Genomic DNA, 15,055 nt, shown 5'->3' with positions numbered 1-15,055 from the left:
CGCGAGGCACCGACCGGCTTTTGTGCATTATCCGGATTTGAGGGCTTGCGGGCCAGTGCGCCGGAGCTATTTGCTTTCCTGCAGGTAATGCAGGAACTCGGATTTGGGATCGAGCACAAACAGACCGTTGTCCTGCGCAAAGACGTCGCGATAGGCCTCGAGACTGCGATAGAAGCTGTAGAACTCGGGATTGCGGCCATAGGCGGCAGCGTAGATCTGCGAGGCATTGGCATCGCCCTCGCCGCGGGTCGTTTCGGCATCCCGATACGCCTCGGCCTTGACCACCTGCACCTGGCGCTGAGCATCGGCGCGGATCGTGCGCGCGGCTTCCTCGCCCTCCGCACGCAGTTGCGAGGCCACCTTCTTGCGCTCGGCCTTCATGCGCTCGTACACCGAATTGATCACGGTGCCGTCCTCGGGCAGGTCGATGCGCTTGATGCGCAGGTCGACGATCTGGATGCCAAGGTCCTGCGTCGCCTTGTTCGACTCGACCACCAGATCCTTGGTGAGGTCGACCCGCCCGCCAGCAACCAGTTCCTGCAGCGTGCGTGCATTGATCGCCCGCCGCAGGCCTTCCTTGACCTTGGGCGCAATTCGATCGCGCGCCTGCACCTCATCACCCGCCACGGCGACGTAGTAGCGCGCGGCATCGACGATGCGCCATTTGACGAAGAAGTCGATGGTGACGTCCTTCTTCTCGGACGTGAGCGAGCGCTCGGGTTGCGAATCGAAAGACAGCAGTCGCTTGTCGAAGCGCTTGACCTGCTGCATGAACGGGATGCGGAAATGCAGGCCCGGCTCGATGTCGGATCTGACGATGCGGCCGAACTGCAACAGGATCGCGGTCTGCGACTGATAGACCACATAGGCCGAATTCGCGCCGATCAGCAAGGCCAAGGCGCCGATGACGACAGGGATGGTACGCATCAGTTGCCTGCCTTGCCGGTTTCCGGCGTGACCACGGTGGTGCCGAGGCTCTTGGCGCTTACCGCGGGCACCAGCGGCGACGGCAGATTGATGAGGTTCTTTCCGCCCGTGGCATCGATCACTTTCGCCACAGGCCGGAGCACTTCGCTCATCGTTTCCAGATACAGGCGCTTGCGCGTGACCTCGGGCGCGGCACGGTACTGCGCCTCGACCAGGTTGAAGCGCTGCGCGTCACCCTGAGCGCGAGCGATGCGTTCGGCCTTGTCGCCTTCGGCGCGGGCGCGAATCTCGGCGGCGGCACCGCGCGCCTCGGGCACGATGCGGCTGGCTTCGGCGCGCGCGTCCTCTTCCAGGCGCGATTTGTCTTGCAGCGCGCGACTGGCATCGTCGAAGGCGTCCTTGACCTCGGTCGGCGGACGCACGTTCTGGATGTTGAGGTCGAGCAGCACGAGTCCGGTTTGGTATTGCTCAAGCGTGGCCTGCAGCACCTCGCGCGCCTTGACGACGAGTTCGTTGCGCTGCCCGGACAGGATCGTGTCCATGTCGTTGTTGCCGACCACCGAGCGCACCGCGCTTTCGGCCGCCTGGGCGAGCGTCTCGTTGGGATCCTTGACGTCGAACAGGAAGCGCTGCGCATCCCCGATGCGATACTGCACGTAGAAATCGACCAGCACGATGTTCTCGTCCTTGGTCAACATGCGCACCTGATCGCTGGTCTGCAGCGTCTTGCCGGTGTTGACTGCAACCACGGTTTCGATCGGACGCGGAAATTTGAAGCCCAGACCCGGCTGCACCAATCTGGCGACCTTGCCAAAGCGCAGCACCACACCGGTTTCATCGGCATTGATGCGCATCACGCTATCCCAGGCCGCCCACGCCAGCAGGATGCCGAGCACGGCGATTCCGGCGCCACCGCCACCACCAAAAATGCGTCCGAAGCCGTCGCGCAGCTTGTTCAACCAAGCATCGAAATCCGGCCCCGAGCCACCTCCGCCGCTGTCTTTCCACGGATCACGCTGTTTGCCGCTGCCGGGTTCGTTCCAAGCCATTGCTCTGCCTTTTCGCGGCGCCGCCGACGACTGGATGTCGTCTGCCGCAACGCGGTTGGATTGCCGATGTCCGCCTTGGCGCCCGAGTTGATCTGGCACCGCGTCGCAGGATCAGCGGGACGGAATTGCCTCTGGATTGTAGGTAGGGCCTTCCAGTGCGGCAAGCAAGCGTTCGCGCAACCACGCGCCGTCACCATCCGGCAGGCCGAACAAGGGTTCCACCAGTGCGCGCGGAGCGTCGATGTGGATGCGCCAGCCGTCTTCGCCCACCTGTTCCCGCGCGATCAACCCCTGGGCATGCAGTCGCGCGCGCAGACGTCCGGCCGCGGGCGGCAACAACAGGTGGGCTTGCACGCGCTGTGCGCCCAGACTCTGCGCGATGGCTGCGCGCAGGCCGTCCAGTCCGACTCCGGTCTTGGCCGACACCCAGGACCGCAAGCGCGTGCCGCCGTCGATGCGATCGACACGGTTGGCCGACACCGCCTCCGCGGCGCCAGCATTCGAGGCCTGTGGCGCAAGATCGGATGCGGCTTGGGCGGTGACCCCGTCGAGCAAGTCGAGCTTGTTGTAAACCAGTACCTGCGGCAGCTCACCTGCCCCGATCTGGGCAAGCACCGCCTCGACATCGGCGATGCGCTGGTCGCGCTCTGGATCGGAGGCATCGACCACGTGCAAAAGCAGATCGGCCTCGCGCGCCTCGGCCAAGGTGGCGCGAAAGGCTGCAACCAGATCATGCGGCAGGTCGCGAATGAAGCCGACCGTATCGGCGAGCAGGATCGCACCGCAATCAAGACCATCGAGGCGGCGCAAGGTGGGGTCGAGCGTCGCGAACAATTGGTCGGCGGCGTACACCTGCGCACCGCTGAGGGTGTTGAACAGAGTCGACTTGCCCGCATTGGTGTATCCGACCAGGGCCACCACCGGCATCGCATGGCGCTGGCGCGCGCGGCGCGCGGTCGAGCGCTGGGTTTCGACCTTTTGCATGCGCTTCTGCAACTGCTTGACGCGTTCGCCGAGCAGGCGACGATCGAGTTCGAGCTGGGTTTCACCGGGGCCGCGCAGGCCGATCGAACCACCGCGCTGGCGCTCGAGATGGGTCCAGCCGCGCACCAGCCGCGTGGCCATGTGCTTGAGCTGTGCCAGTTCGACCTGCAACTTGCCTTCGTGCGAGCGCGCACGCTGGGCAAAGATGTCGAGGATCAGACCGGTGCGATCAACCACTCGACACTGGGTGAGCTTTTCGAGGTTGCGCTCCTGCACGGGCGAGAGCGCGTGATTGACGAGGATGAGGTCGGCGTCGAGCGCAAGACGATGTTCACGCAGTTCCTCGGCCTTGCCGGTACCGACGAAATAGCGCGGGTTTGCGCGCTCGACGCGCGCATTCAGGCTGCCGACGACGCTGGCACCTGCCGAACGTGCAAGCTCGGCGAACTCCTCCAGCGCTTGCGGATCGGCATGCCCGGGCGCCTGCGGCTGCAGCAGCAAGGCGCGTTCACCCTTTTTGGATCTTTCAAACAGAAGCGTTCACCCTTCGCGGTCGCGGCCTCATCAATGCGGCCATCGAGCCCGGGTTTCAAGCCATTGCCTGCGCGTCTCAGGAATCGGCTTCACTGCCCGCAGGCTCGGCCGCCGCGCCGCTGCCCGAATGGCCTGCCTCGGGGCCTGCCATGCGCACATTGCGCGAGGGCACGATCGTCGAAATTGCATGTTTGTAGACCATCTGGCTCACGGTGTTGCGCAACAACACCACGAACTGGTCGAAGGATTCGACCGTGCCTTGCAGCTTGATGCCATTGACGAGATAGATCGACACCGGCACGCGTTCGCGACGCAACGCATTGAGGAACGGATCCTGCAGAGACTGCCCCTTGGACATGAGTCTTGTTCTCCCTGGTTCGAATTGCGGGGAATCGGAGAAATCGCGTGTGCGAGGTGAGCCGCAGCACGCCCGATTCCAAACCCCGGTCCGATAGTAAGGCTTTGCCCGGGCAAAGAGAAATGGGGATCGACGCGAACGCCGATTGGCTCACGCGGCCACACTGAGGAAGCGTCCGAGGCGGGCACTTGCAGCATCGACCAGGTCAACCCGCTCGCTGTCGAGGTTCTGGGCATCGATCTCGCCGCGCAGCCAGGTGAGCTGGCGCTTGGCGAGCTGACGGGTGGCGAAGATCGCGCGCTGGCGAAACTCGGCCAAGCTGGACTGCCCGGCCAGATACGGCCAAGCCTGACGATAGCCGACTGCGCGCATCGCCGGCAGATCAGGATGCCAACCCGACAATTCACGCAGGCGCCGTGCTTCCTCGACCAGTCCCGCATCGAGCATCACGTCCATGCGCTGCGCGATCCGCTCGTGCAAGACCTCGCGCTGCACCGGTTGCAAGGCGAGCTTGAGGATCCGGAAAGGGGGCCGCTGCATGCCATGTTCGAGCAGGCGCGAGGGCGGCTCACCCGTCAGTTCGGCAATCTCGAGCGCGCGTTGAATGCGCTGCGCATCGTTGGGTGAGAGCCTGGCTGCGCTGTGCGAATCAAATGCAGCGAGCCGTGCATGCAGCGCCGGCCAGCCCAAACGCGCCGCCTCGTCGCTCAGACGCTGGCGCAGTTCCGGATCGGCATCAGGCAGCGGCGCCAGTCCCCAGGCGAGCGCGCGAAAGTACAGGCTGGTGCCGCCGACCAGCAGCGGCACGCGGCCTGCCACGGTGATCTCGTTCATGGCCAGCAAGGCGTCACGGCGGAATTCGGCGGCCGAATACGGAGCGGTCGGCTCGCGGATATCGATCAAGCGATGCGGAAAGCGCGCCAACGTCGTCGCATCGGGCTTGGCCGCACCGACATCGAGGCCACGATAGATCAGCGCCGAGTCGACGCTGATCAGCTCCAGGTCAAAGCGTTCGGCGAGACGGCAGGCGAGCGCGGTCTTGCCGCTCGCGGTCGGACCCATGAGAAAAATCGCAACTGGCCGTCGATCCAAGCCTGACATTGGCACATTGCAACCGCGCTCGGCGCAGGGGTCAAGCAGGTGGGTCGCGGCTGCGCAGGCGATGCGATTGGCCACCGCGACCGGTACGCCTATTTCACGAAATCCCCTTGCGCATGTTCCACTGCGGCTGGTGGGCGACGGCGAGGCATCAACGACACATCGAGCAGGCGCTCGATGCGCGAAAACAGCTCGGCGCGGGAGAATGGCTTCTTGATGAAATCGTCGGCCCCGATGCGCTGCGCATAAAACTGCTCGGTTGCCTGCTCGTTGCCGCTCATCATGATCACCGGCACCTCACGCGTGCGCAGGTTGCGCCGCAACTGGCGCAGCGCGGCAAAGCCATTGATCCCGGGCAGGATGATATCGAGGAAGATCAGATCGGGCGGATCGTTGACCGCAAGCTCAACACCCTTCTCGCCGTTGAGCGCCTCCTCGACTTCGTAACCGTTCTGCTCGAGCATGCGCCGCAGCGTGGCGACCACCGTGGTCGAATCATCGACCACCAGCACCCGCATGCCACTGCGCGCGTTGACGCGTTGCTTCTGCCGCCGCGTACCGTCGACGCTTTCCGCCTTGGCGGCGCCGAACCATCGCTTCAGAAATCCGAACATCCCGACAGCCCCCTGAGCGGCCCTCCCGCGGCCTTCCCGTAGTGTCCTGCGGAAACCCCGTGCAAACAAGGGGCCGGTGCATGCGCCGCGCCAGCCCGACTCGCGCACATCATGATTCCGCAGTGCCCGGGCGACGTATAATCGGCGGCCTCACCCGAGAAGTGATGACCATGTCACGAATGATGAAGGCCCTGGTCAAGCGCGAAGCCGCGCGGGGCATCTGGATGGAAGAGGTGCCGGTTCCGGAGATCGGTCCCAACGACGTGCTCGTCAAACTCGAGAAGACGGCAATCTGCGGAACCGACCTGCACATCTACAAGTGGGACGAATGGTCGCAACGCGTGATCAAGCCCGGCCTCGTGATCGGCCACGAGTTCGTCGGTCGCGTCGTCGAGATCGGCGCTGGCGTGCGCGGCTACCAGCTCGGCCAGCGCGTCTCGGCCGAAGGCCACATCGTCTGCGGCGTGTGCCGCAATTGCCGCGCGGGCAAGCAGCATCTATGCCCGCACACGGTCGGCATCGGCGTCAATCGCAATGGCGCATTCGCCGAATACGTGGCCGTTCCCGCCTCGAACCTGTGGCCGATCCCGGACCAGATCCCAAGCGAACTGGCGGCTTTCTTCGATCCCTACGGCAATGCCGCCCATTGCGCGCTCGAGTTCGACGTGATCGGTGAAGACGTGTTGATTACCGGCGCCGGTCCGATCGGCATCATCGCCGCAGGCATCTGCAAGCACATCGGTGCGCGCAATGTCGTCGTCACCGACGTCAACGACTACCGGCTCAAGCTCGCCGCCGACATGGGCGCAACGCGCGTGGTCAACGTCTCCAAGCAATCGCTCAAGGACGTGGTCAAGGACCTGCACATGGAGGGCTTCGATGTTGCGCTCGAGATGAGCGGCAATCCGCGCGCCTTCGCCGACATGCTCGACGTGATGTACCACGGCGGCAAGGTCGCCCTGCTCGGCATCCTGCCCAATGGTGCCGGCATCGACTGGGACAAGGTGATCTTCAAGGGGCTCACCATGCACGGCATCTATGGTCGTCGCATGTACGAAACCTGGTACAAGATGACGCAGATGGTGCTCAGTGGATTTCCACTGCAGAAGGTGCTCACCCATCAGATCCACATCGACGAGTTCCAGAAGGGCTTCGATCTCATGGATGCCGGCAACTGCGGCAAGGTGGTCTGCTCTTGGAACTGAGCCTGGGCCGCGGCCCGCACAAGGCCTGTCGCTGATCGATGCAAACGCGCGACATCCTCCATCTGCTCGAGGAATCCCTCGCCGCGCTCGCGCCGGGTCCGATTCTGGTTGCCTTCAGCGGCGGACTCGATTCAACCGCACTCCTGCATGCGCTCGCCCAATGCCGATCCGCGCGCGAACGCGGCCTGCGCGCTGTCCACGTCGACCACGGCATCCACAACGACAGTGCGCAATGGGCCCGTCACTGCCAGGCCTTCGCCAGTGCACTTGGAATCGAACTGCTGGTGCGCCGCGTCGAGGTGCCACGACGTTCCGATCTCGGCCTCGAAGCCAGCGCCCGGCGTGCCCGCTATGGTGAGATTGCCGCGCTGCTGGTCACCGGCGAGATTCTGGCCCTCGCCCATCACCGCGACGACCAGACCGAAACCGTGCTGCTCAAGTTGCTGCGGGGTGCGGGCCCCGAGGGCATGGGGGCAATGCGGCCCCTGCGCCGGCTGGGCAATGGATGGGCTTGGCGCCCGCTGTTGAACCTGCCGCGCGCGGCCTTGCGCGAGTACGCAATCGGGCATGGCCTGCATTGGCTCAGCGATCCGAGTAACGAGGACCCGGGGATCGATCGCAACTACCTGCGCCTGCAAGTGCTGCCGCGGATCCTCGCCCGTTGGCCCGAAGCCGGCGCCAGCATCGCCCAGAGCTCGAATTGGGCGCGCGAGGTGTCCAGCTTCGTCGATGCCGAAGCCAGCCGGGCGCTCGAGCGCGTTCGCGGTCTCGACCCGGCCACACTGCGTTTCCGCGACTGGCTCGATCTGCCCGCGGCCTTGCGTGATCCGGTCATGCGGCAATGGCTGCGCGCAATCGATCTGGCCGAACCCACCCATTTCCAGGCCGCCGAGTTGTTGCGCCAGATTCGCGAGGCGGGCGAGGACCGCCAGCCCTGCGTGCGATGGCCGGGCGTCGAAGTTCGCCGCTACCGGGATCTGCTGTTTGCGATGCGTCCTGTGCAATATCCACCCCCCGATTGGCACGCACCGTTCGACGGGCGCGAATTGCAGCTTCCACTCGACCTGGGCGTGTTGCGTTTGGCTGCACCAGGCAGCGATGTTCGATTGCCGCAGTCCCTGTACGTGCGTTTCCGGCGCGGTGGCGAGACCCTGCGCCTGAGCGGCAATGGCCCCAACCGCGAGTTGCGCGACCTGCTGCAGGAATCGGGCGTGCCGCCGTGGCAACGCGCGCGCCTGCCCCTGCTTTTCGATGCCGACGATCGCCTGCTTGCGGTGGCCGGGCTCTACCTCGCCGCCGATGCATCGGCCTTGCTTGAACCGCTCGGTGCGCAGATCGAATGGCATGCGCCAGCACGCGCCCATGCCAGCAGGCGATCTGCTTCGGTTGAACTTGCCGATGGCCTGGGTTAGCGTTCGCGCCCATGCCGAACAAGCCTGCACCCCAACCTGTCGAGCAAAGCTTCGAACACTCGCTCGACGAGCTTGAGCAGCTGGTGTCACGCATGGAGCAGGGTGATCTCAGCCTCGATGATTCCCTGCGGTCCTTCGAGCGCGGCATCGCCCTCTACCGTGACTGCCAGGGCGCACTCGACCGTGCCAAGCTGCGCGTCGACCAGCTTCTCGATCCCGACAACCCCGCATCGGCGCAGCCATTCGATGACGACCAAGATGGCCATCCGTGAACACTGCGACCACCGCCGCAAGGCCTGAATCATTCCCGCATGACCCGACGATGACGTGCATGCGCCCATCGTCTGGCACGGCACGGACTGCACAAACTTGAAGCAACTTTCCGCCGAGCTGCTCGCGCTCTCGGCGCGTGCGGATGCCGTGCTGGCCCGCGCCTTGCCGGCTGACGATCTTGCGCCCATCGCATTGCATCAGGCGATGCGTTATGCGGTGCTCGGCGGAGGCAAGCGTCTGCGTCCCCTGCTCGTATATGTCACCGGGCTCGCCTTTCGCGCGCCGCTGGAAGTCCTGGATTCGAGCGCGGTGGCGGTCGAAGTCATCCATGCCTACTCGCTCGTGCACGACGACTTGCCGGCGATGGACGACGATGACCTGCGTCGCGGCCGCCCCACCTGCCATGTCGCGTTCGGCGAGGCGATGGCCATCCTTGCCGGTGACGCCTTGCAGGCCCTCGCTTTCGAGATACTCGCGGCGGACACTGCGCTGCGCGCTGCGCCGCTGCGCCATCTGGACATGCTGCGCACACTCGCTGGCGCGTGCGGATCGCACGGCATGGCCGGCGGTCAGGCGCTTGATCTCGCCGCGACCGGCCTGCCACTCACACCGGCCGAACTCGAACGCATGCATGTGCACAAGACCGGCGCCCTGATCCGCGCCAGCGTGCGCCTGGGCGCACTTGCCGCCGGTTGCGAAGACGAACCCATGCTTGCCGCACTCGAAGACTACGGCCACGCCATCGGCCTGGCCTTCCAGATCCGCGACGATCTGCTCGATATCGAAGCCGGCACGGCGCAATTGGGCAAAACTGCCGGAAAGGACGTGGCTGCGAACAAGCCGACATATCCCGCGATTCTGGGCGCTGACGCATCGCGCCGGCAGCTGGCGGAGCTCACCGCACGGGCGCAGGAGGCCGTCGCCGCCTTGGGGTCAAACGCGCGCAACTTGTGCGAACTTGCGCGTTTCGTCGCTTTGCGCGAAAGCTGAACCCACGCCCGTCCACCCTGACCGCCCATCCTGCCAATCCGCGGCGGCACGACGGGCAGCCGTGCCGTTCGCAGTTCCGGCATCGCGCAGCTACTTGACCAGTCGCAAGGTGAATGGATAGCGGTAGGCAACGCCTTCATTGGCCTTGATCGCGGCAACGATCGTGAGGACCAGCCAGGCGAAAAACAGAACGACGCCCGCCGGCCATGCCAGCAGCAGGCCGATGCCGAAGGTGACGATCGAGAAGATCAACAGGACCACACCGACCAAGGCGACGGTGATGTTGAAGTTGAGCGCCTCCTTGGCCTGATCGGCAGCAAACGCCTGGGTATCCTTCTTGATCAGCCACACGATCAATGGCCCGACGATGCCGCCGAAACCGGTGACGAAGGCACTGAGTGCCGACAGATGACCGATCAGGGCCCAGGTGCGCTCGTCGCTCGACGGCGGCGTGCCCATATCGGGCGGCGGCGGCGCCGCTGTGAGGTTCTCGAATTCACTCATGGGCCGACTCCGGTGTGGACGATGCGCCAATCTTGCATCGGGCCACGTTGCAGTCAATGGCCGCCGCCGGCTGTGCGCACGACCGCACAGCCGCGCCGCGCGCCGCAGCCTCAGCCAGCCAGCTTCTTCAGCGCGGCTGCGACGCCCGCGCCGTAAGCTGGATCGGCCTTGCTGCAGTTTTCGACATGGCGCTGCTTGATGAAGTCCGGGGCGTCGCCCAGCGCACGCGCGGTATTGTCGAACAATGCCTGTTGCTGCGCCGGTTTCATCAAGCGGAACAGGTCACCGGGCTGTTTGTAGTAGTCGGCGTCGTCCTGACGGAAATCCCAATGGTCGGCGTTGCCATTGATCTTCAGCGGCGGCTCGCGGTACTGCGGCTGCTGCTGCCACTGCTGGAAGCTGTTGGGCTCGTAGTGGGGTCGGCTGCCGTAGTTGCCATCGACGCGGCCGATGCCGTCGCGGTGGTTGCTGGACACCGGGCAACGCGCGGCGTTGACCGGGATCTGCTGGTAGTTGGTGCCGAGGCGGTAGCGCTGCGCGTCGGCGTAGTTGAACAGGCGCGCTTGCAGCATCTTGTCGGGCGAGACGCCAATCCCGGGCACCAGATTGCTCGGTGCGAACGCGCTCTGCTCCACGTCGGCGAAGAAGTTTTCCGGATTGCGGTTGAGCTCGAATTCGCCGACTTCGATCAGCGGATAGTCGGCGTGCGGCCATACCTTGGTGAGATCGAACGGGTGATACGGCACCTTCTCGGCATCGGCCTCGGGCATCACCTGCACGTACATCGTCCACTTCGGGAAGTCACCGCGTTCGATGGCGTAGAACAGGTCACGTTGATGGCTTTCGCGGTCGTTGCCGATCAGCACGGCGGCTTCGGCGTCGGTCAGGTTCTTGATGCCCTGCTGGGTTCGGAAATGGAACTTCACCCAGAAGCGCTCGCCGGCTTCGTTCCAGAAACTGTAGGTATGCGAGCCGAAACCGTGCATGTGGCGGTAGCTGGCGGGAATGCCGCGGTCGCTCATCACCACCGTCACCTGATGCAGCGCTTCAGGCAGCAGCGTCCAGTAATCCCAGTTGTAGGTGGCACTGCGCAGGTTGGTGTGCGGACAGCGTTTGACCGCCTTGTTGAGGTCAGGGAACTTGAGCGGGTCACGGATGAAGAAGACCGGCGTGTTGTTGCCCACCATGTCCCAGTTGCCTTCTTCGGTATAGAACTTCAGTGCGAAGCCGCGGATGTCGCGCTCGGCATCGGCCGCGCCACGTTCGCCGGCGACGGTGGTGAAGCGGGCAAACAGTTCCGTCTTCTTGCCGACAGCGCTGAAGATCCTGGCGCGCGTGTATTTGGTGATGTCGTGCGTCACCGTGAAAGTGCCGAACGCGCCGGAGCCCTTGGCGTGCATGCGCCGCTCCGGAATCACTTCGCGCACGAAGTTGGCCAGCTTCTCGTTGAGCCACACATCCTGCGCCAGCAGCGGGCCGCGCGGGCCGGCAGTCAGACTGTTCTGGTTGTCCGGCACGGGCGCGCCGAAGTCGGTGGTCAGCGGACTGGCAGGAAGAGCATCGTTGGGCTTGCGCATGGCGGGATCAGCCTGTGTCAGTCGAAGGTGGCGACCACAATGCAGACATCCGCTCGATTAGTACAATTGATTCTTCTGAAGCCGATCATAGATGGTTACTATCGAGCGACAGGCGCGCGCCGTGCCGGCCTCAATCGCCCGCGATCGTCATGCGTTCGAGCAGGATCGAGCCGGTGAGGATGTGCGAACGTGGATCGACATCGTTGCCGACGGCAACCAGGTTGGCATACATCTCGCGCAGGTTCCCGGCAATCGTGATCTCTTCAACGGGGTAGGCAATTTCTCCGTTTTCGACCCAGAAACCGCTGGCGCCGCGCGAATAGTCACCGGTGATCAGCGAAACCCCCTGCCCCATGAGTTCGGTCACCAGCAGCCCCGTACCCATGCGGCGCAGCAGCGCCTGCTGATCTTCGCTTCCGGGAGCAACCACGATGTTGTGCACACCGCCGGCATTGCCTGTCGATTTCAGGCCAAGCTTGCGCGCCGAATAGCTGCCGAGGATGTAGCGCGTGAGCACGCCATCGGTGACCAGCTCGGAATCATGCGTGGCGACGCCTTCGCCATCAAATGCAGTCGAGCCATGACCGCGCCTGATGTGAGGCCGTTCGCCGATCTGCAGCCAGTCAGGCAACACCTGCTTGCCGACATGGTCGACGAGGAAGCTCGCGCGCCGGTACAGCGCACCGCCACTGACTGCGGAAAGGAAATGACCGATCAGGCCGCGCGCAACTTCGGGCACGAACAACACCGGGCACTGGCGGGTCGACAGTCGGCGCGCATCCAGCCGCGCCAACGTGCGCTGCGCGGCCTTGCGCCCGATCGAGGCGGCGCTGGTGAAGTCCGCGGCGCAACGTACCGTGTCATACCAGTAGTCACGCTGCATGCCCTGACTGTCCTCGGCGATCAGCGCCACCGACAGCGAATGATGGGTGCCGCGCTCGGTGCCGACGAAACCATCGGAGTTGGCGTAGCCGATCAACGAGGCGCCAACCTGCACAGCCGCGCCATCGGAATTGCTGATGCGTCGATCGAAGGAGCGACCGGCCTCCTCGATCTCGATGCCCAGCGCGATCGCCGCCTCGGGCTCGATCGACCACGGGTGCCAGAGGTCGAGATCGGGCAAGCTGCGCGCGAGCAACTCCGGATCGGCGAGCCCGTTGGCGGGATCTTCCTCGGTGTGACGGGCGATGGCGCAGGCATGTTCGACCGTCTGCTCGATCGAGGCACGGTCGAGGTCGGCAGTAGTCGCCGAACCCTTGCGCTTGCCGAAATACACGCACAGCGACACACCGCGGTCGCGGGTACGCTCGACCGTTTCGACCTCGCCCAGGCGCACGCCGACCGACAGGCCCAGATCGATACTCGCCGAAACGTCGGCGGCACTGGCGCCCCTGGCCTTGGCCAGCGCGACCACGTCCTGCGCGATCTGCGCCAGACGGTCAAGCTCGTTCGAGCTGGTATCTTTGTCGATGAGATGCGAATTCACGGTCACTCCTGAAGATCCCGATGCACGATACAGATTCTGATTCCGATGCCGGTGCGCCGGCATTAGATTCCCCCAGCCGCAGCCAGTTGCGCCGTGACGCGCTCGACGTGCTGCACATGGCCGAAGCGCTCGCGCGCATGAGCCCGGCGCAACTCGCGCGCGTTCCGCTCGACGAGGAACTGCGTGCCGAGGTCGAACGCACGCGCGCGGTGACCTCGCACATTGCGCGCAAACGCCAGCAGCAGTTCCTCGCCAAGCAGATGCGCAAGCTCGGCGAGGAGGAGCTCGCCGCAATCCGCGCCGCGCTCGTCGACGACCGCACCCGCGCTGTGCGTGAGGCTGCCGCATTGCACCAGCTTGAGCGTTGGCGCGAACGCCTGCTCGACGGCGGCGACGAAGCGCTTGCCGACTTCATTGCCGAACACCCCGCAATCGACCGCCAGCAGTTGCGACAGCTGATCCGCAATGCCTGTGCCGAACGCAAGGCCGGCAGGCCGCCGCATGCCAGTCGTGAATTGTTCCGCCTGCTGCGCGAACAGCAGGCACCGAACTGAATCGGGCGTCATGAAGCTGCGACGCCTGCCGCCTGGACAGGCTCACGCCGTGCCGCCCACCGTCATCGCATCGATGCGCAGGGTCGGTTGGCCGACACCGACGGGCACGCTCTGGCCGTCCTTGCCGCACACGCCGACGCCTTCATCGAGCGCGAGATCGTTGCCGACCATCGACACACGCTTGAGTACCTCGGCGCCTGCGCCAATCAGGGTTGCGCCCTTGACCGGTCGCGTGATCTTGCCATTCTCGATCAGGTAGGCCTCGCTGGCCGAGAAGGTGAACTTGCCATTGGTGATGTCGACCTGACCGCCGCCGAAGTTGACCGCATACAGACCTTTTTCGACCGAGGCGATGATCTCGCCCGGATCGCACTTGCCCGGCAGCATGTACGTGTTGGTCATGCGCGGCATCGGCAGATGCGCAAACGACTCGCGCCGGCCATTGCCGGTCGATGCCATGCCCATCAGGCGCGCATTGAGCTTGTCATGCAGGTAGCCCTTCATCACGCCGTTCTCGACCAGCACCGTGCATTGGCTCGGCGTGCCTTCGTCGTCGATCGACAGCGAACCGCGACGACCGGCGAGCGTGCCGTCATCGACCACGGTGACGCCGTCGGCGGCGACGCGCTCGCCGAGCTTCCCGGCAAAGGCAGAAGTGCCCTTGCGGTTGAAGTCGCCTTCGAAACCGTGGCCGATCGCTTCGTGCAACAGCACGCCCGGCCACCCCGGTCCAAGCACCACCGTCATGTTGCCGGCCGGCGCCGGCACTGCATCGAGGTTGATCAGCGCGGCGCGTACCGCTTCCAGCGCAAAGGCCCGGGCACGACCGTTGGCCAGCAGTTCCTCCAGACCGTAGCGCCCACCGCCACCGGCGCTGCCGGATTCGCGCCGACCCTCGGCCTCGGCGATCACCTGCACGTTCATGCGCACCAGCGGTCGTACGTCGGCCGCGAGCGTGCCGTCGGAATGGGCGATCAGCACGGTGTCGAGCGTGGCGGCAAGACTCACGATCACCTGCCTGACACGCGGGTCAGCGCTGCGGCAGATTGCGTCGACCTCGCGCAGCACATCGATCTTGCGTTCGTTGCTGAGCGTGTCGATCGGATCGATTGGTGGATACAGCGCGCGCGTGGTCGCAATCGCGAGCGGCCTGCCCACACCGTTCGCACCGGCGCGCGCGATAGCCCGCGCCGAACCGGCAGCCTCGATCAGGGCCGGCAGGATGATTTCATCGGAATAGGCGAAGCCGGCCTTCTCACCCGACAGCGCGCGCACGCCAACGCCTTGCTCGATCGAGTGACTGCCATCCTTGACGATACCGTCCTCGAGCATCCAGGACTCGCTGCGGGAATGCTGGAAGTACACATCGGCGGCGTCGATCGACGGCCCCATGATCCGGGCGAAAATCGCATCGAGATCGGACGTGGCGAGGCCCCCGGGACTGAGCAATTGATGTTCGGCTAGGCGAATGAGATCGGTCATGGAAGGCA

Annotated in this window: 15 protein-coding genes; 5 read left to right on the top strand and 10 right to left on the bottom strand. The window is 64.8% G+C overall.

The features are described from left to right. Positions 1-66: 66 nt before the first annotated feature. The 6 genes from hflC to KF759_RS03100 form a co-directional block, all read right to left on the bottom strand. Positions 67-927: a protease modulator HflC gene (gene hflC, locus KF759_RS03125; protein ID WP_291222938.1), complete on the bottom strand. Its 861-nt coding sequence runs from the start codon at positions 925-927 to the stop codon at positions 67-69. Then, complete coding sequence (hflK, locus tag KF759_RS03120) at positions 927-1,976, bottom strand: FtsH protease activity modulator HflK (RefSeq protein WP_291222937.1); 1,050 nt, start codon at positions 1,974-1,976, stop codon at positions 927-929. Before hflK ends, hflC begins: the two co-directional genes overlap by 1 nt. Before the next feature lie 111 nt (positions 1,977-2,087). Further along, positions 2,088-3,494: a ribosome rescue GTPase HflX gene (gene hflX, locus KF759_RS03115; RefSeq protein ID WP_291222968.1), complete on the bottom strand. Its 1,407-nt coding sequence runs from the start codon at positions 3,492-3,494 to the stop codon at positions 2,088-2,090. A gap of 76 nt (positions 3,495-3,570) precedes the next feature. After that, entirely contained in the window at positions 3,571-3,852 is a 282-nt protein-coding gene (gene hfq, locus KF759_RS03110) for an RNA chaperone Hfq (protein ID WP_291222936.1), read from the bottom strand. Positions 3,853-4,002: 150 nt separating this feature from the next. Next, positions 4,003-4,914: a tRNA (adenosine(37)-N6)-dimethylallyltransferase MiaA gene (gene miaA, locus KF759_RS03105; RefSeq protein ID WP_291222935.1), complete on the bottom strand. Its 912-nt coding sequence runs from the start codon at positions 4,912-4,914 to the stop codon at positions 4,003-4,005. A 128-nt stretch (positions 4,915-5,042) separates the two neighbouring features. After that, positions 5,043-5,564 (bottom strand): response regulator, encoded by a 522-nt coding sequence (locus KF759_RS03100; protein WP_291222934.1) that lies wholly within the window; start codon positions 5,562-5,564, stop codon positions 5,043-5,045. Between the two features lie 182 nt (positions 5,565-5,746). Here KF759_RS03100 and tdh point away from each other — a divergent pair, with 182 nt between their 5' ends. The 4 genes from tdh (at position 5,747) to KF759_RS03080 (ending at position 9,444) form a co-directional block, all read left to right on the top strand. Continuing rightward, entirely contained in the window at positions 5,747-6,769 is a 1,023-nt protein-coding gene (gene tdh / locus KF759_RS03095) for an L-threonine 3-dehydrogenase (protein WP_291222967.1), read from the top strand. Positions 6,770-6,807: 38 nt separating this feature from the next. Continuing rightward, positions 6,808-8,181 carry a tRNA lysidine(34) synthetase TilS gene (gene tilS, locus KF759_RS03090; protein ID WP_291222933.1) on the top strand — a complete coding sequence of 458 codons (1,374 nt, stop codon included), beginning with the start codon at positions 6,808-6,810 and terminating at the stop codon, positions 8,179-8,181. 11 nt (positions 8,182-8,192) lie between these two features. Beyond that, positions 8,193-8,453: an exodeoxyribonuclease VII small subunit gene (locus KF759_RS03085; protein WP_291222932.1), complete on the top strand. Its 261-nt coding sequence runs from the start codon at positions 8,193-8,195 to the stop codon at positions 8,451-8,453. A 118-nt stretch (positions 8,454-8,571) separates the two neighbouring features. Continuing rightward, positions 8,572-9,444, top strand: coding sequence for a farnesyl diphosphate synthase (locus KF759_RS03080; protein WP_291222966.1), 873 nt, complete (start codon positions 8,572-8,574; stop codon positions 9,442-9,444). A gap of 90 nt (positions 9,445-9,534) precedes the next feature. Here KF759_RS03080 and KF759_RS03075 read toward each other — a convergent pair whose 3' ends face one another. The 3 genes from KF759_RS03075 to pmbA all read right to left on the bottom strand — a co-directional run bounded on the left by KF759_RS03075 (position 9,535) and on the right by pmbA (position 13,011). Next, entirely contained in the window at positions 9,535-9,948 is a 414-nt protein-coding gene (locus tag KF759_RS03075; protein WP_291222931.1) for a DUF4870 domain-containing protein, read from the bottom strand. 110 nt (positions 9,949-10,058) lie between these two features. Continuing rightward, positions 10,059-11,525, bottom strand: coding sequence for a catalase (locus tag KF759_RS03070; RefSeq protein ID WP_291222930.1), 1,467 nt, complete (start codon positions 11,523-11,525; stop codon positions 10,059-10,061). A 130-nt stretch (positions 11,526-11,655) separates the two neighbouring features. After that, positions 11,656-13,011 carry a metalloprotease PmbA gene (gene pmbA, locus KF759_RS03065; RefSeq protein ID WP_291222929.1) on the bottom strand — a complete coding sequence of 452 codons (1,356 nt, stop codon included), beginning with the start codon at positions 13,009-13,011 and terminating at the stop codon, positions 11,656-11,658. Between the two features lie 20 nt (positions 13,012-13,031). On the opposite strand from pmbA, the gene yjgA reads away from it, so the two are divergent. Beyond that, positions 13,032-13,565: a ribosome biogenesis factor YjgA gene (gene yjgA / locus KF759_RS03060; protein WP_291222928.1), complete on the top strand. Its 534-nt coding sequence runs from the start codon at positions 13,032-13,034 to the stop codon at positions 13,563-13,565. A gap of 42 nt (positions 13,566-13,607) precedes the next feature. Here the strand turns inward: yjgA and tldD are convergent, their stop codons facing one another. Continuing rightward, on the bottom strand, positions 13,608-15,047 hold the full coding sequence (tldD, locus tag KF759_RS03055) for a metalloprotease TldD (protein ID WP_291222927.1): 1,440 nt from the start codon (positions 15,045-15,047) through the stop codon (positions 13,608-13,610). Between the last annotated feature and the right edge of the window lie 8 nt (positions 15,048-15,055).

The sequence above is a fragment of the Dokdonella sp. genome (assembly GCF_019634815.1).
GTDB lineage: Bacteria > Pseudomonadota > Gammaproteobacteria > Xanthomonadales > Rhodanobacteraceae > Dokdonella_A.
Note: the sequence above shows the minus strand (reverse complement) of the source record. Positions and strands in the feature narration are given on the sequence as shown.

Coding starts and splice junctions, on each gene's coding strand:
- hfq (WP_291222936.1), bottom strand. CDS start 3,852: ATGTCCAAGGGGCAGTCTCTGCAGGATCCGTTCCTCAATGCGTTGCGT.
- KF759_RS03070 (WP_291222930.1), bottom strand. CDS start 11,525: ATGCGCAAGCCCAACGATGCTCTTCCTGCCAGTCCGCTGACCACCGAC.
- tldD (WP_291222927.1), bottom strand. CDS start 15,047: ATGACCGATCTCATTCGCCTAGCCGAACATCAATTGCTCAGTCCCGGG.
- KF759_RS03100 (WP_291222934.1), bottom strand. CDS start 5,564: ATGTTCGGATTTCTGAAGCGATGGTTCGGCGCCGCCAAGGCGGAAAGC.
- hflK (WP_291222937.1), bottom strand. CDS start 1,976: ATGGCTTGGAACGAACCCGGCAGCGGCAAACAGCGTGATCCGTGGAAA.
- tdh (WP_291222967.1), top strand. CDS start 5,747: ATGAAGGCCCTGGTCAAGCGCGAAGCCGCGCGGGGCATCTGGATGGAA.
- miaA (WP_291222935.1), bottom strand. CDS start 4,914: ATGGGTCCGACCGCGAGCGGCAAGACCGCGCTCGCCTGCCGTCTCGCC.
- KF759_RS03085 (WP_291222932.1), top strand. CDS start 8,193: ATGCCGAACAAGCCTGCACCCCAACCTGTCGAGCAAAGCTTCGAACAC.
- tilS (WP_291222933.1), top strand. CDS start 6,808: ATGCAAACGCGCGACATCCTCCATCTGCTCGAGGAATCCCTCGCCGCG.
- yjgA (WP_291222928.1), top strand. CDS start 13,032: ATGCACGATACAGATTCTGATTCCGATGCCGGTGCGCCGGCATTAGAT.
- hflC (WP_291222938.1), bottom strand. CDS start 927: ATGCGTACCATCCCTGTCGTCATCGGCGCCTTGGCCTTGCTGATCGGC.
- KF759_RS03075 (WP_291222931.1), bottom strand. CDS start 9,948: ATGAGTGAATTCGAGAACCTCACAGCGGCGCCGCCGCCGCCCGATATG.